The organism is Microbacterium sp. cf046 (assembly GCF_900114345.1).
Lineage (GTDB): Bacteria > Actinomycetota > Actinomycetes > Actinomycetales > Microbacteriaceae > Microbacterium.
In genome coordinates this window covers 433,989-458,017 of the sequence record NZ_FOZJ01000003.1, presented here as the reverse complement: position 1 = coordinate 458,017, position 24,029 = coordinate 433,989, and the positions used below count along the sequence as shown (strand labels likewise).

The 24,029-nt window shown below is 68.9% G+C and carries 23 protein-coding genes; 8 read left to right on the top strand and 15 right to left on the bottom strand.

The window, feature by feature from the left end:
- Positions 1–19: 19 nt before the first annotated feature.
- From BM349_RS14560 to BM349_RS14535, 6 genes are all read left to right on the top strand, one after another.
- Complete coding sequence (locus BM349_RS14560; RefSeq protein WP_091709371.1) at positions 20–1,555, top strand: sugar ABC transporter ATP-binding protein; 1,536 nt, start codon at positions 20–22, stop codon at positions 1,553–1,555.
- Positions 1,552–2,592: an ABC transporter permease gene (locus BM349_RS14555; RefSeq protein ID WP_091707651.1), complete on the top strand. Its 1,041-nt coding sequence runs from the start codon at positions 1,552–1,554 to the stop codon at positions 2,590–2,592. The genes BM349_RS14560 and BM349_RS14555 overlap by 4 nt, the downstream gene beginning before the upstream one ends.
- Positions 2,589–3,611, top strand: a complete 1,023-nt coding sequence (locus tag BM349_RS14550; protein ID WP_254773923.1) for an ABC transporter permease subunit — start codon at positions 2,589–2,591, stop codon at positions 3,609–3,611. The genes BM349_RS14555 and BM349_RS14550 overlap by 4 nt, the downstream gene beginning before the upstream one ends.
- Before the next feature lie 67 nt (positions 3,612–3,678).
- On the top strand, positions 3,679–5,265 hold the full coding sequence (locus BM349_RS14545; protein ID WP_091707648.1) for a sugar ABC transporter ATP-binding protein: 1,587 nt from the start codon (positions 3,679–3,681) through the stop codon (positions 5,263–5,265).
- Positions 5,262–6,278 carry a LacI family DNA-binding transcriptional regulator gene (locus tag BM349_RS14540; RefSeq protein ID WP_091707646.1) on the top strand — a complete coding sequence of 339 codons (1,017 nt, stop codon included), beginning with the start codon at positions 5,262–5,264 and terminating at the stop codon, positions 6,276–6,278. The genes BM349_RS14545 and BM349_RS14540 overlap by 4 nt, the downstream gene beginning before the upstream one ends.
- A 121-nt stretch (positions 6,279–6,399) precedes the next feature.
- On the top strand, positions 6,400–8,847 hold the full coding sequence (locus BM349_RS14535; RefSeq protein WP_091707643.1) for a glycoside hydrolase family 2 TIM barrel-domain containing protein: 2,448 nt from the start codon (positions 6,400–6,402) through the stop codon (positions 8,845–8,847).
- 19 nt (positions 8,848–8,866) lie between these two features.
- Here BM349_RS14535 and BM349_RS14530 read toward each other — a convergent pair whose 3' ends face one another.
- From BM349_RS14530 to BM349_RS14500, 7 genes are all read right to left on the bottom strand, one after another.
- A complete protein-coding gene (locus tag BM349_RS14530) occupies positions 8,867–9,328 on the bottom strand; it encodes a DUF3237 domain-containing protein (RefSeq protein WP_091709367.1) in 462 nt (153 codons plus the stop codon).
- Positions 9,325–11,004: a CocE/NonD family hydrolase gene (locus BM349_RS14525; protein ID WP_091707642.1), complete on the bottom strand. Its 1,680-nt coding sequence runs from the start codon at positions 11,002–11,004 to the stop codon at positions 9,325–9,327. The genes BM349_RS14530 and BM349_RS14525 overlap by 4 nt, the downstream gene beginning before the upstream one ends.
- A complete protein-coding gene (locus BM349_RS14520) occupies positions 11,004–11,522 on the bottom strand; it encodes a MarR family transcriptional regulator (protein ID WP_175525318.1) in 519 nt (172 codons plus the stop codon). The genes BM349_RS14525 and BM349_RS14520 overlap by 1 nt, the downstream gene beginning before the upstream one ends.
- Positions 11,523–11,727: 205 nt before the next feature.
- Positions 11,728–12,777, bottom strand: coding sequence for a rhamnose ABC transporter substrate-binding protein (gene rhaS, locus BM349_RS14515; RefSeq protein ID WP_175525317.1), 1,050 nt, complete (start codon positions 12,775–12,777; stop codon positions 11,728–11,730).
- Positions 12,778–12,826: 49 nt separating this feature from the next.
- Positions 12,827–13,903: an ABC transporter permease gene (locus BM349_RS14510; RefSeq protein ID WP_091707636.1), complete on the bottom strand. Its 1,077-nt coding sequence runs from the start codon at positions 13,901–13,903 to the stop codon at positions 12,827–12,829.
- A complete protein-coding gene (locus BM349_RS14505) occupies positions 13,900–14,886 on the bottom strand; it encodes an ABC transporter permease (RefSeq protein ID WP_254774008.1) in 987 nt (328 codons plus the stop codon). Before BM349_RS14505 ends, BM349_RS14510 begins: the two co-directional genes overlap by 4 nt.
- 50 nt (positions 14,887–14,936) lie before the next feature.
- The gene (locus tag BM349_RS14500; protein ID WP_091707631.1) at positions 14,937–16,466 is read right to left on the bottom strand and encodes a sugar ABC transporter ATP-binding protein; all 1,530 of its coding nucleotides are present in this window, start codon (positions 16,464–16,466) and stop codon (positions 14,937–14,939) included.
- A 135-nt stretch (positions 16,467–16,601) separates the two neighbouring features.
- Here BM349_RS14500 and BM349_RS14495 point away from each other — a divergent pair, with 135 nt between their 5' ends.
- Positions 16,602–17,609, top strand: coding sequence for a LacI family DNA-binding transcriptional regulator (locus tag BM349_RS14495; protein WP_091707630.1), 1,008 nt, complete (start codon positions 16,602–16,604; stop codon positions 17,607–17,609).
- A 101-nt stretch (positions 17,610–17,710) separates the two neighbouring features.
- Here BM349_RS14495 and BM349_RS14490 read toward each other — a convergent pair whose 3' ends face one another.
- From BM349_RS14490 to BM349_RS14460, 7 genes are all read right to left on the bottom strand, one after another.
- Positions 17,711–17,929 (bottom strand): hypothetical protein, encoded by a 219-nt coding sequence (locus tag BM349_RS14490; RefSeq protein WP_091707628.1) that lies wholly within the window; start codon positions 17,927–17,929, stop codon positions 17,711–17,713.
- Between the two features lie 36 nt (positions 17,930–17,965).
- Positions 17,966–18,514, bottom strand: a complete 549-nt coding sequence (locus BM349_RS14485; RefSeq protein ID WP_091709361.1) for a gluconokinase — start codon at positions 18,512–18,514, stop codon at positions 17,966–17,968.
- Positions 18,515–18,578: 64 nt separating this feature from the next.
- On the bottom strand, positions 18,579–18,818 hold the full coding sequence (locus tag BM349_RS14480) for a hypothetical protein (protein ID WP_091707626.1): 240 nt from the start codon (positions 18,816–18,818) through the stop codon (positions 18,579–18,581).
- Positions 18,819–18,861: 43 nt separating this feature from the next.
- Positions 18,862–19,425, bottom strand: coding sequence for a Dps family protein (locus BM349_RS14475; RefSeq protein ID WP_091707625.1), 564 nt, complete (start codon positions 19,423–19,425; stop codon positions 18,862–18,864).
- Positions 19,426–19,489: 64 nt separating this feature from the next.
- Positions 19,490–19,870, bottom strand: coding sequence for a DUF2255 family protein (locus tag BM349_RS14470; protein ID WP_091707624.1), 381 nt, complete (start codon positions 19,868–19,870; stop codon positions 19,490–19,492).
- Positions 19,871–19,884: 14 nt separating this feature from the next.
- Positions 19,885–20,853, bottom strand: a complete 969-nt coding sequence (locus BM349_RS14465; RefSeq protein WP_091707623.1) for an aldo/keto reductase — start codon at positions 20,851–20,853, stop codon at positions 19,885–19,887.
- A gap of 63 nt (positions 20,854–20,916) precedes the next feature.
- The gene (locus tag BM349_RS14460; protein WP_091707622.1) at positions 20,917–21,816 is read right to left on the bottom strand and encodes a helix-turn-helix transcriptional regulator; all 900 of its coding nucleotides are present in this window, start codon (positions 21,814–21,816) and stop codon (positions 20,917–20,919) included.
- Positions 21,817–21,908: 92 nt separating this feature from the next.
- Between BM349_RS14460 and BM349_RS14455 the strand changes: the two genes are divergently transcribed.
- The gene (locus BM349_RS14455) at positions 21,909–22,976 is read left to right on the top strand and encodes an NAD(P)-dependent alcohol dehydrogenase (RefSeq protein ID WP_091707621.1); all 1,068 of its coding nucleotides are present in this window, start codon (positions 21,909–21,911) and stop codon (positions 22,974–22,976) included.
- On the opposite strand, the gene BM349_RS14450 is transcribed toward BM349_RS14455, so the two are convergent.
- Complete coding sequence (locus tag BM349_RS14450) at positions 22,957–24,000, bottom strand: DUF2235 domain-containing protein (protein WP_091707620.1); 1,044 nt, start codon at positions 23,998–24,000, stop codon at positions 22,957–22,959. The genes BM349_RS14455 and BM349_RS14450 overlap by 20 nt on opposite strands.
- Positions 24,001–24,029: the final 29 nt, after the last annotated feature.

Here is a 24,029-nt window from a genome sequence, read left to right as displayed (position 1 = left end):
GCCGGAAGGTGTTGCACCCATGCCCTCGGACCCTGAAGCCCCCGCACTCGTCGAGATGCGCGACATCACGATCCGCTTCCCCGGCGTCCTCGCCCTCGATGCCGTCGACTTCGTGCTGCGGGCCGGCGAGATCCACTCCCTGATGGGAGAGAACGGCGCCGGCAAGTCCACCCTGATCAAGGCGCTGACCGGCGTCTACCCGATCGACAGCGGATCGATCACGGTGGCCGGGGAGGCTCGCGTGTTCGGAAGCACCGCCGATGCCCAGTCGGCCGGCATCTCGACGGTGTACCAGGAGGTCAACCTGTGCGCGAACCTCTCCGTCGGCGAGAACGTGATGCTCGGCCATGAGCCGCGCGCACGCGGCGGAATCGACTGGAAGGGCGTGCACCGCGACGCCGCGCGTCACCTCGACAGCCTCGGCCTCCGCATCGACACGCGCTCGATCCTCTCCAGCCACTCGATCGCGATCCAGCAGCTCGTCGCGATCAGCAGAGCGATGGTGCTGGATGCGAAGGTGCTCATCCTCGACGAGCCGACCTCCAGCCTGGACCGCGGCGAGGTCGAGCAGCTGTTCGCGGTGATCCGCGACCTGCGCGACGCGGGCGTGGCGGTGCTGTTCGTCAGCCACTTCCTCGATCAGGTGTACGAGATCTCCGACCGCATCACGGTGCTGCGCAACGGCCAGCTCGTGGGTGAATACCTCATCGGCGACCTCCCCCGCGGTGACCTGGTCACCAAGATGATCGGCCGCGAGCTCGATGAGCTCGCCGCGATCTCGCGGGCAGCCGATCGCACGATCGACCGCAGCGCAGCCCCGGTGCTGCGGGCGACCGGCATCGGTCGCCGTGGACTGCTGGAGCCTACGGACCTCGACGTCTACGAAGGAGAGGTCGTCGGCCTTGCGGGGCTGCTCGGGTCCGGACGCACCGAGCTCGTCCGCCTCCTGTACGGGGCGGACCGCGCGGATTCGGGGACCGTCGAAGTGGGCGGGACTCCGGTGCGGATGTCCTCGCCGCGCCACGCGATCGCCGAGCGCATCGCCTACTCCTCCGAAGACCGTCGGGCGGAGGGACTGATCGCCGACCTGACGGTCGCCGAGAACATCGTGATGGGCATCCAGGCGCAGCGCGGCTGGATGCGCAGGGTCGGGCGCGCGGAGCGCGAGGCCATCGTCTCGGAGTACATGACCGCGCTCGGCATCCGCCCGGCCGACCCCGACCAGCTGGTGCGGAACCTCTCCGGCGGCAATCAGCAGAAGGTGCTCCTGGCACGCTGGCTCGCGACCGCACCGGAGCTGCTGGTCCTGGACGAACCCACGCGAGGCATCGACATCGGTGCGAAGGCCGACATCCAGCGCAAGGTCGCCGAGCTGTCGGAGCAGGGACTCTCCGTCATCTTCATCTCCTCCGAACTCGAAGAAGTGCTTCGATTGGCGCAGCGCGTCGTGGTGATGCGCGACCGGCGCCGGATCGGGGAGCTCGAATCCCACACCGTCGACCTCGACGGTCTCATCGACTACATCGCCAACGCCGGCGAGGGGAGTGCAGCGTGAAGAAGATCCTGCGGCACCGGCTGTTCTGGCCGACAGCGGCGCTCATCGCGCTCATCGCGCTCAACACGGCTTCACGGCCGTCGTTCCTCAGCATCACCGTCCGCGACGGCGAGCTCTACGGCTCGCTGATCGACATCCTCCGCAACAGCGCTCCACTCATGCTCGTGGCACTCGGAATGACGATCGTGATCGCCACACGGGGCATCGACCTGTCGGTCGGCGCGATCATGGCGGTCTCCGGGGCGGTGGCGCTGACCATCATCGACACCTCGGACTCCCCCAACAGCCTCGGGACCGTGGCCGTCGCGATCGGGGTCGGCGTCCTGGTCTCGCTCGTCCTCGGAGTCTGGAACGGATTCCTCGTCGCCGTGCTCGGCATCCAGCCGATCATCGCGACCCTCGTGCTCATGCTCGCCGGGCGAGGGATCGCACTCCTGATCACCGAGGGCTTCATCACCACCGTCAACAGCGATCCGTACAAGTTCATGTCGCAGGGGTACGTGATCGGGCTGCCGTTCGCGTTCTTCGTCTCCGTCGCCGCGATCGTGATCATCGCGATCATCGAACGGCGGACCGCGCTCGGGGTGCTCACCGAGTCGGTGGGGATCAACCCCGTCGCGAGCCGGCTCGCCGGCGTGCGGTCGCGCGGAATCATCTGGGGCGCGTACGTCGCGAGCGGCGTCCTGGCCGGCATCGCCGGGATCCTCTACAGCTCGAACATCATGGCGGCTGATGCGAATGCGGCCGGCCTGTACATCGAGCTCTACGCGATCCTCGCGGTGGTGCTCGGAGGCACCGCGCTCACCGGCGGTAAATTCACGATCGCGGGCACCGTGATCGGCGTGTTCACGATCCAGACCCTCACCTCGACCATCACGTTCCTGGGAGTGCCGCCCGCCGCGAGCCCGGTCTTCATGGCCAGCGTGGTGATCATCGTGGTCCTGATCCAATCGCCGCGGGTGCACCGCCTCGCGCGCAACGTCGGACGATCGCTGCGCTCGCGCAGCACGCCACGGAATGCGGAGGTGGCATCGTGACCACGAGTCTCGAGACCCCGACCCGGCGAACGGTTGCCGGCGCGTCGCGCTACCGCACGTTCATGAACCGGCACTCCTCCCTGCTGCCGACATTCGCCGCGCTCGTGATCCTGATCGTGCTGCTCGTCGGTGCCCAGATCGCGTTCGGCAACTTCATCACCCCTCGCAACCTGTCCTCGCTCCTGCTGGACAACGCGTATCTGGTGATCCTCGCCGTCGGCATGACCTTCGTGATCCTCACGGGCGGCATCGACCTGTCAGTGGGCTCCGTGATGGCGTTCACCGGGATCCTGTGCGCGAAGCTGCTGGCCGATGGCCTGCCCGCGGCGGTGGTGATCCCGCTGATGATCCTGGGCGGTGCGGCCATCGGACTGCTGATCGGCGTGCTCGTGCAGTACTTCGACGTGCAGCCGTTCATCGCCTCCCTCGCGGGGCTCTTCCTGGCGCGCGGGCTGGCTTTCGTCGTGAGCCTCTCCTCGATCAAGGTCGAGGACCCCGCGATCCTCTGGCTCCAGTCGACGCGCTTCCAGCTCGCGGGCTGGTACATCACCCCGACCGGGATCATCGCGCTGCTGGTGGTCGCGATCGGTGTGTACGTGCTGCAGTGGACCCGGTTCGGACGCACGATCTACGCGATCGGCGGCAGCGAGCAGTCGGCGCGGCTGATGGGCCTGCCTGTCGCTCGCACGAAGGTGCTGGTGTACGTCATCAGCGGCGTGTGCGGCGGCCTCGCCGGTCTGGTGCTGACCGCGTACTCGGGCGCCGGCTACCCGCTCAACGGCGTCGGCACCGAACTCGACACGATCGCCGCGGTCGTGATCGGCGGGACGATCCTGACGGGCGGGAGCGGATATGTGCTCGGCTCGCTGGTCGGCGTGCTCGTCTACGCGACGATCACGTCGGTGATCTCCTTCATGGGCGCCGAGCAGTCCTGGACGCGGATCATCATCGGCGCCCTGCTGCTGCTGTTCATCGTCGTCCAGCGTGTGATCGTCTCGCGCGCCGACAGGCGGCGGTAGTCCGGGCGGGCCCGTGAGCGGCGGCGCGGTGAGGGGCGGCGCTCGGACGACGCGACATAATGGCGGAATGGACGAGCCGCCGCCGCTCCTGGAGCTCACGGGAGTGACGGTCCGGTTCGGTGCCGAGACCGCGTTGGACGGCGTCGACTTCCGGATGTTCCCCGGCGAGGTCCATTCGCTCATGGGTGAGAACGGCGCCGGCAAGTCGACACTCATCAAGGCGCTCACCGGTGCCCAGCGACTGGATGCCGGGGAGGTGCGCCTCGGTGGCGAGCGCGTGCATTTCGCCGCGCCGATCGACGCGCTGCGAGCGGGAATCAGCACGGTGTACCAGGAGATCGACCTGCTGCCGAATCTGACGGTCGCGGAGAACATCTGCCTCGGGCGGGAGCCGCGCCGGCTCGGTGTGATCGACTGGCGGGCCATGCGCGTGCGGGCGCGAGCGGTGCTGGCGGATCTCGGGCTCGAGATCGACCCGGCCTCGATCCTGGGCACCCACTCCCTCGCCGTGCAGCAGCTCGTCGCGATCGCGCGGGCGATCTCGACCGACGTCCGCGTGCTCGTCCTCGACGAGCCCACCTCGAGCCTCGACGTCGACGAGGTCGCCGAGCTGTTCCGGGTGATGCGCGATCTGACGCAGCGCGGCGTCGCGATCCTTTTCGTTTCGCACTTCCTCGAGCAGGTCTACGAGATCTGCGACCGGATCACCGTGCTGCGCGGCGGCCGGCTCGTCGGCGAATACGTGCCGTCGGAGCTGCTGCGCATCGATCTCGTGCAGAAGATGCTCGGCCGCAGTGCCGCTGAGCTCGGCACGCGGGCGCGCGTGGAGCCCGCGCCGCCCGAGGCCGTGCCGGTCATCCGGAGTGAAGGAGTCACTCGGGCGCCCGGCATCACCGGCGCTGCGATCGAGCTCGCCGAAGGCGAGGTGCTCGGCCTGGCCGGGCTGCTCGGATCGGGAAGAACGGAGCTCGCGCGCGCCGTGACGGGGATCGACAGGCTGGATGCTGGGATCATCACGATCAGCGGACAGCCGGTCGATCTGACCAGCCCGCGCAAGGCGATCTCGCTCGGCGTCGTGTACTCGTCGGAGAACCGTCGCAGCGAGGGCATCATCAGCGAGCTCAGCGTGCAGGAGAACATCACGCTCGCCCTGCAGTCCGAGCGCGGCATCCTTCGACGCATGCGACCCCAGCGTCGCCGCGAGCTGGCGATGAGCTGGATCGAGGCGCTGGACATCCGGCCGGCCGACCCCGACCGACCGGCGGGCACGCTCTCCGGCGGCAACCAGCAGAAGGTGCTGCTGGCACGGCTGCTCGCCCTGTCGCCGCGGGTAATCGTCCTGGACGAACCGACTCGCGGGATCGATGTCGGCGCCAAGGTCGAGATCCAGAATCTGGTCGGCGAACTCGCCGACAACGGTCTGTCCGTCGTGTTCATCTCGGCCGAGCTCGAAGAGGTCCTCCGCGTCGCGAGCCGCGTGGCAGTCCTCCGCGCCGGGCGCATCGTCGAGACGCTTCCCTCCGAGGACCTCACCGTCGAATCCCTCATGGCCCTGGTCGCCCAGCCCGATGAGCTCAGCGAGAGCGTGCTCGCCGCGGCACCTCCTGACGCCGCCGCACCCCGTGACGCCGCGACGAGCGGAGGGCCGGAGTGACGGACGACAAGTCCGCCCGTGCCGCCAACATCTTCGATGTGGCGCGTCTCGCGGGGGTCTCGCACCAGACCGTCTCGCGCGTGCTCAACGACCTGCCGAATGTGCGGCCGGCGACGCGCGAGCGCGTGCAGAGCGCGATCGCCCAGTTGCGCTACAGCCCTTCGCCCGCGGCCCGGGCGCTGGTCACACGACGCACTCGCACGATCGGGCTCGTCGCGCCCGGCGTCTCCGATTACGGCCCCACCTCGATCGCGATGAGCTTCAACTTCGCCGCGCGAGCGGAGCGCTACAACGTCGAGACCGTGAGCGCGCTGGATCCCGATCCCGACGGCGTGCGCGGTGTGATCGAGGGGCTTCTTCGACAGCGGGTCGACGCGATCGTCCTGATCGTCGTGGATGTCGGCGTCCTGGAGGTGGTACGCGGACTCGACCTCAGCATCCCCGTGGTCGCGGCCGCCTCAACGGGTCGCCGCAGCCCGCTGATCGTGTCGATCGACCAGTACCGGGGCGCGCGGGCCGCGGTGCGTCACCTCGCCGAGCTCGGGCACACCCGCATCCTGCATGTCGCCGGGGCCAGTCGCGCACCGGACGCGCTCGAGCGCGTCCGGGGGTGGCGCGACGAACTCGCCTCCCGCCGGCTCGAGACCGTCGACCCCGTCTACGGCGACTGGTCCGCGGCCAGTGGCCACCGCATCGGCGCGGAGCTGGACGTGGGGCCCGGCACGGCGATCTTCGCCGCGAACGACCTCATGGCGATCGGTCTGCTGTCGGCACTGCGCGAACGCGGACTCCGGGTTCCCGAGGACGTGAGCGTCGTCGGATTCGACGACGTGCCCGAAGCGGCGTACCTCTATCCACCGCTCACGACCGTGCGGCAGGACTTCGCCGCCCTCGGCGAGCTCATCATGCAGAAGGTGCTGGTCGCGGTCGAGGAACCAGACAGTGTGACCGAGGACACGCCGCTGCCGACCCACCTCATCGTGCGGGAGTCCACCCGGTCGCCGAGCGCCTGAGCACAGCATGCGGCCGCGACGTGACCGGTAACATCCGCAGCTGGATCTGACAAGCTTGTGGCAGCGCGCGACCGGATTCGGTCGATCCGGCGCCCCGCGAACCCGCTCGAGGAGACGGCACATGATCCGCGTACCCTTCACCGACGGCTGGACGGTCGGCCCCAAACTGGGCGCGTTCGAGTCCGCCGATGCCGCGACCGCCCCGCGCGCCGTCACCCTCCCGCACGATGCGCAGCGCGACCAGCCCCGGTCCCCAGACAGCGACCAGGGTGTGCACGCGGCGTACCACGCCGGTGGTGTGTTCGAGTACGCGAAGAGCTTCGAGGTGCCGGCCGAGTGGCGCGAGAAGACCGTCATCGTCGAGTTCGAAGGCGTGTACCGCGACGCCGTGGTGTTCGTGAACGGCGAGTTCGCGGCGCACCAGGCGGGCGGGTACGCCGCGTTCGCAGTGACCCTCGACCCGTTCCTGCGCTTCGGCGAGGCGAACCGCATCACCGTCGAGGCGCGCGTGCACAAGGACAGCCGTTGGTATACCGGCGCGGGCATATACCGGCCGGTGCACCTCCTGGTCGCCGAGCCGACCCACATCGCCCTCGGCGGCACGCGCGTGACCACACCGGACATCGATGACGACCGCGCCGTGATCTCCATCGCCACGACGGTCGAGAATGTCGCGCGGCACACCTCGACGAGCCGCATCTCTTGGTCGGTGACCGGGCCGGACGGCGCCGAGGTGGCCGCGGGTTCGTCGCCCCTGACTGTCCTGCCCGGCGAGGTCGCCACAGCGCGGGCTCGCCTGAGCGTCGCCGAACCGAGCCTCTGGCACCCCGACTCCCCCGACCTCTACAGCGTACGCGCCGTCCTGACCGACCTCGACGGCGGCCCTGTCGACGAGGAGACGACGCGGTTCGGCATCCGTCGTCTGCAGTTGGACCCGGCGAACGGCCTGCGCATCAACGGGCAGACCGTGAAGATGCGCGGCGCGTGCGTGCACCACGACAACGGCCCGCTCGGCGCGGCCACGATCGGGGCCGCCGAGGACCGTCGTGTCCGGCTGCTGAAGGCTGCCGGCTTCAATGCGCTGCGCAGCGCGCACAACCCGATGAGCCGGGCGATGCTCGATGCGTGCGACCGCCACGGCGTGCTCGTGATGGACGAGCTGAGCGACGTCTGGACGCGCTCGAAGACGGCGTTCGACTCATCGCTGACGTTCTCGGAGCGCTGGCAGGACGATGTCGCGGCGCTGGTGGCGAAGGACTTCAACCACCCGAGCGTGGTCATGTACTCGATCGGCAACGAGATCCTCGAGCTCGCGACGCCCATCGGGTCAGCCTGGAGCCGGCGCCTCGCCGAGGGTGTGCGCGCACTCGATGACACGCGCTTCGTCACGAACGGCATCAACGGGATCATCGCGAATCTCGACCGCATGCAGGAGGCGATGGCGGCGGCTGCGGCGGCGGACGGGGAAGGCGAGGCGTCCGACCCCAACACGATGATGGCGAACATGGGCGAGCAGATGTCGCTCATGAACGCGTCGTCGCTGATCACCGACTCGACCGAGGAGTCGGCGGCGGTGCTCGACATCGTGGGGTTCAATTACGCGGACTCGCGCTACGAGCTGGACGCCGGGCTCTTCCCGAACCGGGTGATCGTGGGCTCGGAGACGTTCCCCGAGCGCATCGACCGCATGTGGGATCTCGTCACGCGGCTTCCGCACGTGATCGGGGACTTCACCTGGACGGGGTGGGACTACATCGGCGAGGCCGGCATCGGGCGCGTCGACTACACCGATGCCGACGGCTATGTCGCCACCGGCACGTCGGGGCCGTACCCCTACCTCCTCGCCGAGTGCGGCGACATCGACATCACGGGCTACCGGCGCACCGTGTCGTACTACCGCGAGATCGTCTACGGGCTGCGCTCGGCCCCCTACATCGCGGTGCACCGCCCGCAGCATCACGGGCGCCCGACCTTCCTGACGCCGTGGTCGTGGGACGACGCGATCGCGCGCTGGACCTGGGCCGTCGAGCCCGGCTCCCCCGTCCGGGTGGATGTGTACAGCGACGCGGACGAGGTCGAGCTCCAGCTCGACGGCGCGACCGTGGGGACGGCGCGTGTCGGGGCGGAGAAGGCCTTCGTCGCGCGCTTCGAAACCGAGTACCGCCCGGGCGAGCTCGTGGCGATCGCGCGCACCGGAGGTGCCGAGACCGGCAGACACACGCTGCGCACCGCGACCGGCGAGACCTTCCTGACGGTGACCGCCGAGCGCTCGTCGATCGCAGCGAGCTCCGACGACCTCGCGTACGTCGAGATCGCGCTGACGGATGCCGCGGGCACGACCGTCGGCGACGCGGACCGTGTCGTGAGCGTGAGCGTCGATGGGCCTGCCGTGCTCGCCGGGATCGGCACCGGTCGAGCGCGCACCGAGGAATCGTTCGGCGCGACAGAGGTGACGACCTACGACGGGCGGGCCCTGGCGATCGTGCGACCTACCGGCGCAGGAACGATCACGGTGACGGTGTCTGCGGCCGGGATGGCCCCTGCCACCCTCACACTCACCGCCGGCTGAGGCATCCGCAGTCCGGCGCTCAGGTCACCCGGTACGCCGTGTAGGTGACCCGCTCGGCCTCGCGCACGGCGGCGGCAAGGAACAGGGCGTGCTGCAGGGGCGCTAGCGTCGCATCCGAGGTCTCGATGCGCACGACCGTGCGGAAGTAGTACTCCGACGAATCGACCGACTCCCCGCGCAGCAGGGCCGCCAGAACGTCGGGCGGGCCAGTGCGCACGCCCGTCGCGTGCAGCAGGACCAGTGCGCCGGATGGCGTCCGGGCCGAGTACTGCGCGTCGACCTCGATGGATCCGTCGGCGCGAACAATCTGCCAGTCCGCACCCCCGGGCAGGATCTCAGCCTCGAACGCGCCGCTGACCGACCCGCCGACGATCGGGACGACCCGACGATGACCGGCGCGCGTCATGCCGTGATCCTGGAGCGGGCCGAGATGCACGACGACCCGGAACGCGCGCTCGAGGTCGGGCACGGGCGCGCTCATGCCGACCACACCGGCAGCGCGATGCGCGACGCGCGCGGGCCTTCGTGCGAGATCTCCTGCCGCCCGGTCACGATGTCTTGGGCGAAGGATGCCGGCTCCCCCGACCCCGGGTTGCGTGCGTAGCGCGGGTGCGCGCCGGAGCTGATCTGGATGCCGACCCGATGCCCGGCGGCGAATCGGTGGAATGTCGGCCAGAGTCGCACCTCGACCTCCCGGAACCCATCCGCATCGGGCTCCGGGTCGGTCGCGGTGGTGCCGATCGAGCCGATGCGGCGGATGGCGTCGCACACGGTCATCGAGCGACCGTCGGGGTGCACGTCTGTGATGCGGACGAACACGTCGTAGCTCGGCGCGCTCGAACGGAACCGGATGCGTGCCACCGGCTCACCGGCCAGCGTGAGTGAATCGGTGAGCGGTTCTCCTCGGAACACAGCGACGTCCGACCGCTTCTCATGCTCGGCGTTGTCGACCGGTTCGGTCTTCGGAAGCAGGCTCGGTCCGCCGATCGCGGGCGTCGGATCGTTCGGATCGTACGTGTATCGAGTGACGCCCGTGGTCGCAGCATCCGTCGTCAGCCCGCCGTCCGCACTCGGGAACCAGTCCTGCACGACGGAGTCAGCAGGCGGCCACGAGGGCAGGTCGTGCCACTCGTCTGCGCCCGTGAGATAGGCGCGCACCGGCGCAGCGCGTGTCGAGGCGTCCGCGGCGAAGTGCTCGCGGTAGAACTCGATAGTCTCGGTGTGCGCCGGGGCGGCCATCCCTCGCGACGTGTGTCCCCATGGCCCGATCGTGAGCCGCGGCGCCCGCCCGACCGCGGCGAGCTGGGCGTAGTTGCGCAGCTGCCAGGGCAGGAAGATGTCATACCATCCCGTGATCATGTAGATCGGTGCAGTCACATCGGGCACGGACGCCGTGTGCGACTGCTGCGTCCAGTACTCGTCGCCCAGGTCCTCGTGCTCGATCCAGTCCTGGTACCAGTGGATCGGCTCCCCCGTCGCGGCCGAGTCACCCTTGCTCAGCGGCAGCACGCCGAAGGCCTTATCGAGCTTGGGATCGGGAAACGCGATGCCGATGAGCGCCAGCCCGCCCCTGCGCATGCGATGCATCATGCGCGACCACCCGAGCGCGTTGCGCAGGGCCAGCGCGCCGTTGTCCCAGGTGATCGCGCCGAAGTCCGGCATGGTGGTGATGAGCACGAGCGCGTCCGGAGCGATCGCCGGATCGTCCCGCTGCAGCTTGCCCGCGACCGCCCACTGGGTGAAGCCCATGTAGCTCTGTCCATACGTCACGAGGGTGCCGGTGAACCACGGTTGGCGGCGCACCCATCGATGGGTGGCGATGCCGTCGCGTTGGTCGTCGATCTGCGGGGTGAAGGTTCCTGCCGAACCCCAGGTTCCGCGGCAGCTCTGGAAGAGCACCGTGAAGCCCTCGTACGCCAGGGCCCGCGCAGACCCTGCAAGCGGTCCGCGGCGGCCGTAGGGTCCACGGATGAGCACGGTCGGCATGTCCGGGTCACCACCGCCTACCGGCCGGATGAGGTCGGCGAGCAGCTCGACGCCGTCGTCCATGGGAACCCGCAGGTCTCGCTGGATCTCGATTTCGTGCGGGCCCAGGTCTACGCCCTTGTATGTGCGGGCATCGAGCGCCCTGGTGAGGCGCTGGCGCAGAGAGGTCATCAGTTTCTGGACTCCTTCGTCAAGAGGGTGGACGCGGTTGCCGTATTGCGAGGGCCGGCGACGTTCTGGTCGTACTCGTCGACGAGGGCGTCGCGGAGTCGCTCGAGCGCGGGCACTGCTGCCGCGAGTGCCGCCTGATCCTCCGGCGAGAGGCGCGCGGCGGCACCGGCGACGAGCGCGGCGGATGCGCGATCGAAGCGCTCGAACAGGCTGAGCGCGCGCTCGGTGGCTATCACGTCGACCTGGCGGCGGTCTTCCTCGCGCGGTCGACGCACGATCAGGTCACGTTCCTCCATCGCGCCGAGCAGGTTGCTGACAGCGGAGCGGCTGAGTCCGAGACGCTCGGCGAGCTCACCCGGGCCGGAGGTGGTGCCGCGAGGCAGCGACCGGACGATCTCGACCTGAGAGTCGGGGATCTCGGGCAGCTTCTGTGCGCTTCGGGCCGCAGTGAGCAGCGTGCGTCGAAGTGGCGAGATGATCGCGGCGAGCCGCACCGCGTCGACCTGGCCGTTTCCCACCTCAGCCCCCAATGCAGTCCGACTCCTTCGTCCATTTATAGTTTTGTATCTGAACTATTGAGAGTCAAGCCCGGGCGCGAAACTTCACAGCTGCAGGGTGACACGCCGGGCGGACGGTGCGTCTCTGAGGTCTCGACGGAACACCTGAGCACAGCGCGGCGCGCCCGACCCCCGGAGGGATCGGGCGCGCCGCCGGCTGTCCGGCTTAGAAGTCGAAGTCGCCGATGTTGTCCGCGTCGAACACGTACGGGTCGCCGAGCAGGACTGCCGCGTCGGGTCCGACCTCGAACGAGCCGAGCTTGCCGGCCTCGAACGAGTCGCCCTCTGCCCCGGTGATCTCACCCGTGATCAGCGCCTGGGTCGCGTACGCGGCCAGGTAGCCGAGGTCCGCCGGGTTCCACAGCGCGAACGCGGTGACGGTGCCGTCCTCGACGTACTCGCGCATCTGGTTCGGGGTGCCCAGGCCGGTCAGTGCGACCTTGCCCTTGTACTCCGAGGTCGACAGGTACCGTGCCGCAGCCGAGATGCCGACGGTGGTGGGCGAGATGATGCCCTTCAGCTCCGGGTAGGTCTGCAGCAGCGCCGCGGTCTTGTCGAACGAGGTCTGGTCATCGTCGTCGCCATAGACGACCTCGACGAGCTCGATGTCGGGGTGATCCGAGGCGAGCAGCTCCTTCATCGTGTCGATCCACGCGTTCTGGTTCGTCGCGTTGGCGGATGCCGAGAGGATCGCGATCTGACCGGCGTCGCCGATCTGCTCCGCGATCAGGTCGACCTGGATCTTCGCGATGCCCTCCGCGGTGGCCTGGTTGATGAACAGGTCGCGGCAGTCCGGGTTCGTGTCCGAGTCGAACGTGACGACCTTGACGCCGGCATCCCGGGCCTCGTTCAGTGCGTCGCAGATCGCCTCCGGGTCGTTGGCCGAGACGATCAGCCCGCCGGCACCCTGCTGGGCCGCGGTCTGGATGTACTCCACCTGCGAGGTGGGCGACGCCTCGCTCGGGCCGACCTCCTCGAACGTGCCGCCGAACTCCTCGGTGGCCTCCTGGGCGCCACCGGTCGACGTGTCGAAGTACGGGTTGCCGAGGTTCTTCGGCAGCATCGTGATCGACAGGTTGGCGTCCTCCCCGCCGGAGCCGCCGCTTTCGGTGCCGCCCCCCGAGCCGGAGCATCCGGTCACGAAGAGCGTCACGCCGACCGCGAGGGCGGCTGCGGTGGTGGCGATGCGCCGCTTGCGCTGCATTGCGAACATCATTGTTTCCTTCCTGGTGCAGTTGGTTCGAAGGTTGTTTGGTGCGGGCAGGTCAGGTCGCGTCCGTTGACGCGCCGGCTCGTCCCTTCCTCTTGCCGATCGCTGCAGTCCTTCGTTTCTGCAGCCATCCGAGGAGGCTTGCCGAGACCACGGAGGCGATGAGCAGCACGCCGGTGATCACGTTGATGATGTCGCTGGTCACTCCGGCGAGGCGCAGTGCGCTCCCGAGCGTTCCGATCAGGAGCACGCCGGCGATGACGCCGTGCAGAGCTCCACGGCCGCCGAAGATCGACACGCCGCCGAGGAGGACGGCGGCGATGATCTGCAGCTCCATGCCCATCGCGTTGTCGCCGCGGGCGTTGCTGTACAGGAGGGTGAAGTACACGCCGGCGAAGCCGGAGACCGCACCGCTGAGCACGAAGAGGATGAACTTCGTGCGGCCCACATCGATGCCGGAGAACTGCGCGGCCTCCTTGTTCAGGCCGATCGCGTACAGCGTGCGGCCGAACGGGGTGAAGTGCAGGAGCACGGCGAAGATGATCGCGAGGACGACGAACGGGATCATGATCACCGGGATCGGCGTACCGGGGATGTTCGCCTTGGCCAGATCCGTCCAGAACTCCGGGAAGTCGGTGATCGCCGTCGTGCCGAGGAGGCCCACCGCGATGCCGCGGAACAGCGCGAGCGTGCCGATCGTGACGGCGAGCGAAGGGAGCCCGACGACCGTGACGAGGAAGCCGTTGACCGCTCCGCACACGACCCCGACGAGGATCGCCGTGAGGGCGGCGAACGCGAACGGCCATCCGGCGTTGGTGAGGATGCCGGTCATCACGCTCGTCAGGCCGACGATGCTCGCGACCGACAGGTCGATCTCCTCGGTGATGATGATGAGCGTCATCGGCAGCGCGATCAGGAGGATCGGCGCGACGCTGCGCAGCAGGTAGGTGACCGTCAGCGGGCTGTCGAAGTTCCGCACGGTCGCCGAGGCGACGACGATCACGAGGATCAGCAGTGCGATGATCGCCGCCTCGCGGGTCAGCAGGATGCGGCGCCACGCGGGGCGGGTGTGCAGCTTGTACACGCGCGCCGGCGCGACGCGCTCACTCGAACTGGCAGTCGCGGCGGTCATCGGTCCACCTCCCGTTGAGCGATGAGTCGTCGATGCTGGCGCACCGCGAGGACGCGGTCCAGCACGATCGAGCCGATGATGAGCACGCCGACCACGGCGCGCTGCCAGAAGTCGTCGATCCCGAGGATCGGGAGGGCGCGGTTGATCGTGAGCAGCAGGTACGCACCGATCGCGGCGCCCCATACGGTGCCGACACCGCCCGAGATCGCCACGCCGCCGATCACCGCGGCACCGATCGCCTGCAGCTCCCAGCCGAAGCCGGCGGCCGAGCTGACCGTGCCGTAGCGCGCCGCGTAGAGCACGCCGGCCAGGCCCGACAGCGCACCGGAGACCACGAAGGCGCCGATGATGCGGCGGGTCACGCGCAGACCGTAGAGGTGCGCGGCGGCCGGATCGGACCCGATCGCGTAGAGCTCGCGGCCCGAGCGGAGGTTGCGCAGGTACCAGGCGGCGGCGATCAGGACGACCGCGGCGATGATCGTCAGGATCGGGATGCCGAGGATGCGGTCGGTGCCGAGCGCGCGGAAGTCCTTCGGCAGATCCGATGCGTTGATCCGGTTGCCGCCTGCCCACGCGACGTTGATGCCGCGGTAGATGTAGAGCGTTCCGAGGGTGATCACCAGCGCCGGAACGCGGGCGAACGCGACGAGTGCGCCGTTGATCAGACCCAGGAAGCCGCCCAGCAGCACACCGGCCACGAACACGCCGATCAGCGGGATGCCGGGGATGTCGATGAACATCCGGCCGGTGAGATAGGCAGTCAGGCCCACGATCGAGCCGACCGACAGATCGACGTTGCGGGTGATGATGACGATCGCCGAGCCCACCGCGACCAGGAGCAGCAGCGACGGCGTGAGCAGCAGATCGCGGAAGCCGTCGTTGGAGAAGAGGAACGAGGGATTGCTGATCGTCGCGACCACGATCACGACGAGCAGGGCGATCAGGATGCCGGTCTCTCGCGCCGTCGCGATCTTCCGCACGATCGCCGTCGCGGCGCTCGATCCCGGCTGCACCGGGCGGGTCTCGACGGCGGTCACTGGGCCACCTCCGCATCCGCGGTCGCCGCGAACATGACGGCTTCAGGCGTCGCCTGAGCGCGGGAGAATTCGCCGGTCAGGCGACCCTCCCTCATGACGAGCACGCGGTCGGCCATTCCCAGCACCTCCGGCAGCTCGGACGAGATCATGAGGATCGCGAGGCCCTGCTGGGCCAGCTCGCTGAGGAGCCGGTGCACCTCGGCCTTCGTGCCGACATCGATGCCGCGGGTCGGCTCGTCGACGAACAGCACAGTCGGCTCGGTGGCGAGCCACTTGCCGAGCACGACCTTCTGCTGGTTTCCGCCGCTCAGCGTGCCGGTCTCGGCATCCAGCGCGGCCGTCTTGACCTCGAGCCGGCTCGCCCACTCCTGCGCGGCGCGGTTTTCGGCGCCTCCCCACAGCAGGCCCCATTTCGCGAGCTTGGTGCGGATCGCGAGGGTCACGTTGCGGGTCACGCTCTCATCCAGCACGAGGCCCTGCTTGCGGCGGTCCTCGGGAACAAGGGCCAGGCCGCGTGCGGTCGCGGCGCGCGGGCTCGACTTGGGCAGCGGCTTGCCGTGCAGGCGGACGGAGCCGCTCTCGTAGGGGTCGACGCCGAAGATCGCGCGTGCGACCTCGCTTCGCCCGGCACCGACGAGGCCCGCGAGACCGACGATCTCACCGGCACGGAGGGTGAAGGTGATGTCGCGGAAGACACCGACGCGCGTCAGCCCGTTCACCTCGAGCACGACGTCGCCGACGTCGGCGGGCAGTTTCGGGTACAGGTCCGTCACGTCGCGGCCGACCATCTGCCGCACGAGCTCGTCGACACTGGTCTCTGAGATCGGGGTCGTGTCGACGTACGAGCCGTCGCGCATGACGGTGACCGTGTCGCACAGCGCGAACACCTCGTCGAAGCGGTGCGAGATGAACAGCAGCGCGCGGCCCTCGTCGCGGAGGCTGCGGGCGACGGCGAAGAGCCGCTCGACCTCCACGCCGGACAGCGCCGCGGTCGGCTCGTCCATGATCAGCACCCGGGCATCGAGCGAGATGGCCTTGGCGATCTCGATGATCTGCTGATCGGCGATCGAGAGGCCCTCGGTGATCCGCTCCGGATCGAGGGCGACGCCGAGCCGGGCGAAGATCTGCGTCGCCTCGTCGCGCATCGCGCGGCGGTCGATGCGACCGATCCGGTTGGTCGGCTGGCGACCCATGAAGATGTTCTCGGTGACCGACAGGTCGGGGAACAGCGTCGGCTCCTGGTAGATCACGGCGATGCCGGCGGCCTTGGACTGGGCGGTGCTGGAGAAGTCCACCGGTTCGCCGTCGAGCAGGAACTCACCCGAGTCGCGCCGATAGAGCCCCGCGATGACCTTGACGAGCGTGGACTTGCCTGCGCCGTTCTCCCCGATCAGCGCGTGGATGGACCCGCGGTCGAGCGTGAGACTGCCCGAACGGAGGGCGACCACGGGACCGAACGACTTGACCACACGTCGCAATTCGAGCGCGTGCCCGGATGCGGTCGCATCGGCGTCGGCATCTGCCACAGCGGCCTCCTCGTCGAGGTGAAAAGTTCCTGAATCGATTCAGGTTGATTTCAGATACTCTATGGAGACCGAGTGAAACGGTCAAGTCCGCAGGGAACCTTGACCGAATCGTGACCGATGAAGGGCGGGACGCCAGTGCCGGCGAGTATCCGAGATGTTGCGCAGCGCGCAGGCGTCTCCGTCGGCACCGTTTCGAACGTGCTCAACCGGCCCGAAGAGGTGTCCCTCGACTCGGTCGACCGCGTCAATCGCGCGATCGAGGAGCTCGGCTACGTGCGCAACGACGCGGCCCGGAAGCTGCGCGGCGGCGTGAGCTCCACCGTGGGCTTCGTGGTGCTGGACGGGCAGAACCCGTTCTACACGGATGTCGTGCGCGGAGCCGAAGACGAGGGCACCCGCCACAACATCGCGATCCTGTACGGCAACACCGACGAGGATCACGCCCGCGAGAAGGTCTATCTCGACCTGTTCGAGGAGCAGCAGGTGCGCGGCGTGCTGATCGCGCCGTACGGCGACATCACTGCTCGGCTGCAGCGGCTGCGGGCGCGGGGCATCGCCGCGGTGCTGGTGGACCGCTTCAGCGGCGACGGACGGTTCTCATCCGTCTCGGTGGACAGTGTGATGGGCGGACGGATGGCCGTCGAGCACCTGATCGAGACCGGCAGGCGGCGGATCGCGTTCGTCGGCGGCCCGTTCGACATCCGGCAGGTGAACGACCGGCTCGCCGGGGCCCGGGTCGCCGCCGAGAACGCCGCGAGACCGGTCGAGATCGAGGTGATCGCGACGGAGGCGATGACCGTCGAGGAGGGAGCGGCCGCTGGGGCCCGCATCCTCGCCCGTCCGCGTCGCGACTGGCCGGACGCGCTCTTCGCGGCCAACGACCTGCTCGCGCTCGGTCTGCTGCAGTCGCTCATCGTCGACGGACGGATGCTGGTCCCTCAGGAGATCGCGATCATCGGCTTCGACGACATCCCGTTCGCCGCGGCAGCGGCGGTGCCGCTCTCCTCGATGCGCCAGCCCAGCCGGATGATCGGCCGGACGGCGCTGCGGATCCTGCTCGAGGAGGCGGCCGATCCCGAGAGCATCGCGCGGCAGACGGTGTTCCAGCCCGAACTGATCGTGCGGCGCTCGACTGGGGGCTGACCCCCGCCCCCGCCTCTGCCCGCGAAACTTCGCAGATGCATGGCTAGACGCCCCGCGCACCCGCCGACTGTGAAGTTTCGCGCGCCGGGACGGGCAGCGACTTACAGCGCGGTGATGCGCTCCTTGAGCAGCGCGGCCGTGTCGGCGGGCAGCTGTCCCGCCGCCATCGCCAGCACGGTGTTCGCCGGCATCCCCTTGACCATCCCGATCATGGGGTGATCCGGCAGTTCGGGGACGATCTCCACGATGATCTCCCGAGCCTGGGGGTCATCGAGCAGTTCGCCGAGTGTGGTCACATCGAGGTCGTACTTGCCGGCCATGAGCTCTCCTTCGTGCGTGGGCGTGGACTCAGAATGTCATGTCTCGCGTGACCGGCGGGCCGCGAGCTCGGCCACGTCGCGCCAGCACGCCACGACGGTGTCGGCGATCCGGTCGGGTGTCTGCGCCACGTCGACCGAGAAGCCGGTCTCGTCCGGCTGCAGTCTCTCGAGGGCGACGAGCTGCGACCCGAGCAGGGTGGCGGGCATGAAGTGCCCCGCTCGTGCGCCGATGCGGTCGGCGAGCAGCTCGGGCGAGCCGTCCAGCAGGGCGAAGCAGACATCGCCGCCGCGCTCGCGGAGCACGTCCCGATAGGCGCGCTTCAAAGCCGAGCACGCCAACACGACCTGTGCGCCCGATGCAGTCCGACGCGCGAGCTCGTCACCGACGGCCGCCAGCCATGGTGCGCGATCGGCGTCGGTCAGGGGCGTTCCGGCGGCCATCTTGGCGGTGTTGGATGCCGGATGGAAGTCGTCCGCGTCGAGGAAGAGCGCCCCGACGCGCTCCGCGACTGCCGCCGCCACGGTCGTCTTGCCCGACCCCGAAACACCCATCACGACGAGCGCCGAGAATTGCGGTCCACTCACGATCTCCTCCTGTCCCGACACGTGGTTCGAGCGTAGCCAGGACCGTGGACCATCGGGGTGGGTCTCAGCCCATGGCCTTGACCGCGCGACGGTGCAGCCGGTCGGCCTCCTTCGTCGCCTTCTTGGTCGCCTGCTTCGCGCTCTTCACGGCGCGCACGCGTGCCTTCTGCACGAGCGGGTCGTTCAGGAACGTGCGGGACGCGTGCACGATCTCGCGGTAGCGGGAGCGGCCCGCTTTGGCACCGAAGACATATGCTGCGGCCGCCGCGGCCGCGATGAGGATCAGGACGGTGAACGCGCGCATGGGCGGTCCTTTCTTCCGGGGAGGGTCGAACTGCGAGGGTTGCTCAGGCGCGGGCGGGAGACCGGTTCTCGGCGCTGACCATCCACGCGAACTGCTCGAGCTTCTCGATGCAGGCGTGCAGGATGTCGGCGCTGGTCGGGTCCTCCTCGTCGACCGCGTCGTGGACGTCGCGCATCGTCGAGACGGTGTTCTCGAGTCGCACGGTGATCAGGTCGACGGTCTCGGAGGTGCCGATCTCACCGTGCGGGTACTCCGGCAGCGTCGTGGTGGCGGCGACGATGTCGCTGCGGCCATCCGGAACCGCGTGCAGCGCCCGCATCCGCTCCGCGACCGTGTCGCTGAACTCCCGCGCGGCCTCGATGATCTCGTCGAGGATGCGATGCGTGTCCCGGAAGTTCCGGCCGACGACGTTCCAATGGGCCTGCTTGCCCTGCATCTGCAGCTCGAGGAGGTCGACGAGCACCGCCTGGAGGTTCGCGCCGAGCTCCTTCGAGGCGACGAACCCCTTCTCCGCGTTCTGGCGGCGCGTGGACTTCGCGCCGGTTCCGCCACGTGCGGATCGCTTCGTCGCACGGGCGGGGGACGGTGACTTCTGAGTCGTGGCCATGTCGGGTGACGCTACTTGGCCGACCCCCGCGGGAGGAGGGCCTTGACAAGGAGCGTGCGGGACGTCACTCGGTGCGGGAGACGAGCCGCAGCGTCGTGGGCCACGCCTCGGGCCCGACCACGGTCCCGACGATGCGGGCGCCGTACTTGTCGTACTTCGCGTGATAGGCGGCGTCGACGGCATCGTTCACCTCGTCGCCGACCTGCTCGAACGACACCGCCGACTCGAGGCCGCCGGCCTTCACCCTGCCGGCGCCGCTGGCGACCGCTCGCCGGAACCAGGGGTTGTCGCTTCCGTACGCGGATCGCACATAGAGGCCCTCGCCCGCCCGCACGACCCAGACGATCACATACGGGCGCTGGGTGCCGTCGCGTCGGATGGAGGCGACGCGCAGCTCCTCCGCGCCGCCGATCCGGGTCAGCTCGCTCTCGGTCCAGTCGCTCATGGCGCCCCCGCGAGTCAGTATCCGACCGGCATCCGAGGCACATACGGGGCCTCGAGCGTCGCGATCTCGTCGTCGGTGAGGGTCACATCCAGCGCCGCCGCGGCATCCGCGAGGTGATGCGACTTCGTGGCGCCGACGATCGGCGCGGACACCACCGGATTGTGCAGCACCCACGCGAGCGCGACCTGCGCCATCGGGATGCCGCGCGCCTGTGCGACGGCCGACACCGCGTCGATGATGCCCTTGTCGCCGTCGCCGAAATGCGCGCGGCCGACGGGGTCGCTGTCGAACCGCTTCGTGTGCTCACCGAATGGGCGGGCCACGCGTCCCTTGGCGAGGGGGCTGTACGGGATGCTGCCCACTCCCTGATCGGCGAGCAGCCCGAACATCTCGCGCTCCTCTTCGCGGTACATGAGGCTGTACTGATCCTGCATCGAGACGAACCGCGTCCATCCGTGCGCGTCGGCCGCGTGCTGCATCTTGGCGAACTGCCATGCCCACATCGCCGAGGCTCCGATGTAGCGGGCCTTGCCGGCCTTGACCACATCGTGCAGCGCCTCCATGGTCTCCTCGACCGGCACTGTCGGGTCGAACCGATGGATCTGGTACAGGTCGACGTAGTCCGTGCCCAAGCGGGTCAGCGAGGCGTCGATCTGCTCCATGATCGCCTTGCGCGACAGGCCCGATCCGCCCGGCCCGGTGTGCATCGGGAAATGCACCTTGGTCGCGAGAACGATCTGCTCGCGCGTCGAATACCGGTTGATCGCCCTGCCGACGATCTCCTCGGACGTGCCGAGGCCGTACACGTTCGCGGTGTCCCAGAACGTGATGCCGAGATCGAGCGCCTGGCGGAAGAGCGGCTCGGCGCCCTTGTCGTCGAGCGCCCAGTCGTTGAACCCCTTCGACGTGTCGCCGAAGCTCATGCAGCCCAGCGCGATGCGGCTGATCTTCAGTCCCGAAGTCCCGAGTCGTGTGTATTCCATGTCTTGACGCTAGGGTCCCGGACGCCGACGCGGGAGGCCCTGTCAATGCCTGCATGCAGCGGGCTATCCAGCTTCCGCTTCCGCCGTTGCCGGCCGGTCCACGGCCAGAGCCGCGGCATCGCGACTCGACGCCCAACTCGCCAGCAGGCGGAGCGCATCCGCCGAGCTCGAGCCGGGTTCGGCGCCGTAGACGGTCAGCGACAGCCCCGGGTCGGCGGGCAGTTCCATCGCCTCGTATGTGAGGGTCAGGTCGCCCACGACCGGGTGGTGGAGATTCTTCACACCGGAGTTGTGAAAGCGGACATTGTGCGCGGCCCAGCGTCTGCGGAACTCTTCACTGCGCACCGACAGCTCACCGACGAGGTCCGTAAGACCCTTGTCGTACGGATCACGACCGGCTTCGTGGCGAAGGTTCGCGACCATGTCGCCGGCCGCCTTGGACCAGTCGGGGAAGAACGCCTTCGAGCGCTCGCTGAGGAACACGTACCGGGCGAGGTTGACCGGGCGCTCGGCCTGCTCGAGATACACATCGCTGTAGAGCGCCCCGCCCAGCGCGTTGGAGGCGAGCAGGTCGCGCCGGGTGTTGCGCACCATCGCAGGGGCGTCGGTTATCGCGTCGAGGATGCGCTGCACGGTCGGGCGGACGAGCGAGGTGCCGGACCGCCGCCGCGGCCGCGGCGAAGAGTTCGCCTGAGCCAGATGCAGCAGGTGCTCGCGCTCGGCTTCGTCCAGCTGCAGTGCGCGGGCGATGGCCTCCCAGATGCCCGGCGAGACATCGCCGAAGTTGCCGCGCTCCAGCCGCGTGTAGTAGTCGACGCTCACGCCGGCGAGCATCGCGACCTCTTCGCGCCGCAATCCGGGAAGTCGCCGATTGCCACCGAAGGCGGGCAGTCCCGCCTGTGCCGGGGTGATCTTCGCGCGCCGCGACGCGAGGTACTCGCGGATCTCGCTGCGATTGTCCATGCGCCCGACATTACGCCGCGCGACCACACGGACCCAGGCCCTGTCAGGGCCTCTCGGCCCGAGCCTCGTCCGCGCCGTGAAATGATCCTGAGATGCCCATCTCGACTCCTGCCCTCGTCGTGCTCACTCCCGGTCAAGCCTTCGAGCGCGGCACGATCGATCGCCGCGACGTCGGCCCGAACGACGTGCTGATCGACATCGCGTACGCGGGCATCTGCCACTCCGACATCCACCAGGCGCGCGAGGAATGGGGCCGCGCGATCTTCCCGATGGTCCCCGGCCACGAGATCGCCGGGATCGTGCGCGAGGTCGGCGCGAAGGTCACCAAGCACGCGGTCGGAGACCGCGTCGGGATCGGATGCTTCGTCGATTCGTGCCGCGAGTGCGAGAACTGCCTCGCCGGCGAGGAGCAGTTCTGCCTCAAGGGGAACGTCGCCACCTACAACGGCCGCCAGTACGACGGCAGCGAGACGTACGGCGGGTACAGCACCCTGATCGTCGCGGACGAGAACTACGTGCTGCGCATCCCCGACGGCATCCCGCTCGATGCCGCCGCTCCCCTGCTGTGCGCGGGCATCACGACGTACTCGCCGCTGAGGCACTGGAACGCCGGCCCGGGTACGCGCGTCGCCGTCATCGGCATGGGCGGCCTCGGGCACATGGCGGTGCAGATCGCGCACGCCATGGGAGCGCACGTGACCGTGCTCTCCCGCACGCTCGCCAAGCAGGACGAGGGCCTCGCACTCGGCGCGGACGAGTACTTCGCCACCGCGGATCCCTCGACGCTGAAGTCGCTGCGAAACCGCTTCGACCTGATCATCAACACAGTCTCCGCCGACATCGATGTCGATCGCTATCTGTCGACGCTCCGACTGGACGGCGCGCTCGTGTTCGTCGGGCTGCCCGAGAAGCCCCAGCGGTTCCGGGTGTTCTCACTCACCGGTGCGCGCCGGTCGATCGCAGGCTCGAACATCGGCGGCATCCGCGAGACGCAGGAGATGCTCGACTTCTGCGCGGACCACCGCATCGCCTCGGTGATCGAGACGATCACCGCGGACGATGTCACCGGCGCCTACGACCGCGTCGTGCGCGGAGACGTGCGCTACCGCTTCGTGATCGACACGGGCACGATTCCCGCGGCTACGGTTCCCGCGGTTTAGCCCAGCCCTCGTCGGCCCACGTGACGTCGGTGAGGACGGGTTTGTAGTCCGGCAGCGCGGCCATTCGCTCGCGCACGCTCGCGTGCACGACCGCACCGCGAGGCACCGGACGCGTCCGCGGGAACAGCAGCGACCACGCCCAGCCGTTGCGGTGCGCCGTGGCGGCGGCGTCCGTCGCGGCGACCTTTCCGACCGCCCTGCGCACCGCGCGCTCGTCGATGAGGAGTCCGGACTCCACGGCCCCCTCCAGCATCCAGGCGAGGGCGATCGTCGACAGTCGCGGGTCGTCGGGGTAGGTTCCACCCACGTCGGAGTGCACACCTGCGAACCAGACCTCTTCGAGTCGGCTCCGCTCCTCGATCTCGCAGAGATACTCGCGGAACGGCCGGCGGCGCTCGTCGATCGAGACGGCATGGCGGATGCGGAGCGCATTCGGGGTCGTGCGGGTGAACGGCCACTTCGGCGCGGAGCGCAGCAGCCCCATCGCCTTCACCGTGTCCCAGACGCCGAGATACTCCACCGGGATCGTGCTCCGGCCGTCGATCTGCCGTGCGAACAGCCCGGAGAACCGGTGGATCTCATCCCACGGGATCGACTTCTCCCCGCCCTTTCGCGCGTATTCCGACACCGCGTACTGCAGCTGATTCTCCGACCCCGGTCGCATCAGTCCGATCAGCCGCAGCATGCCGGTGACCGCTCGCGCCGTGAACGCCCCTCTACTGAACCCGAAGATGTAGATGCGGTCGCCCGGCTGCCAGGTGCGCATGAGCCACAGGTAGGCGTCGCCGAGGTTCTCCCGCAGTCCGGCGCCCCAGATCAGACCGCCCATCCGCGAGAACCACCGGGCGAACGGAGTCCATGCGCCGGGAGAGGAGAACGTGCCCACACCGGGGTCGTAGTAGGCGACCTGCTTCGTCTCATCGGTCAGGTCGAGCAGCTCATACAGCCGCACGCTGTTCGAGTCTCCTTTGCCGCGCACCTGCCCGGCGGTGCCGTCGAGGCACATCACCAGATTCCGGGTCATCTCAGCTCCGCTCGTTCGCTGATCCGCTC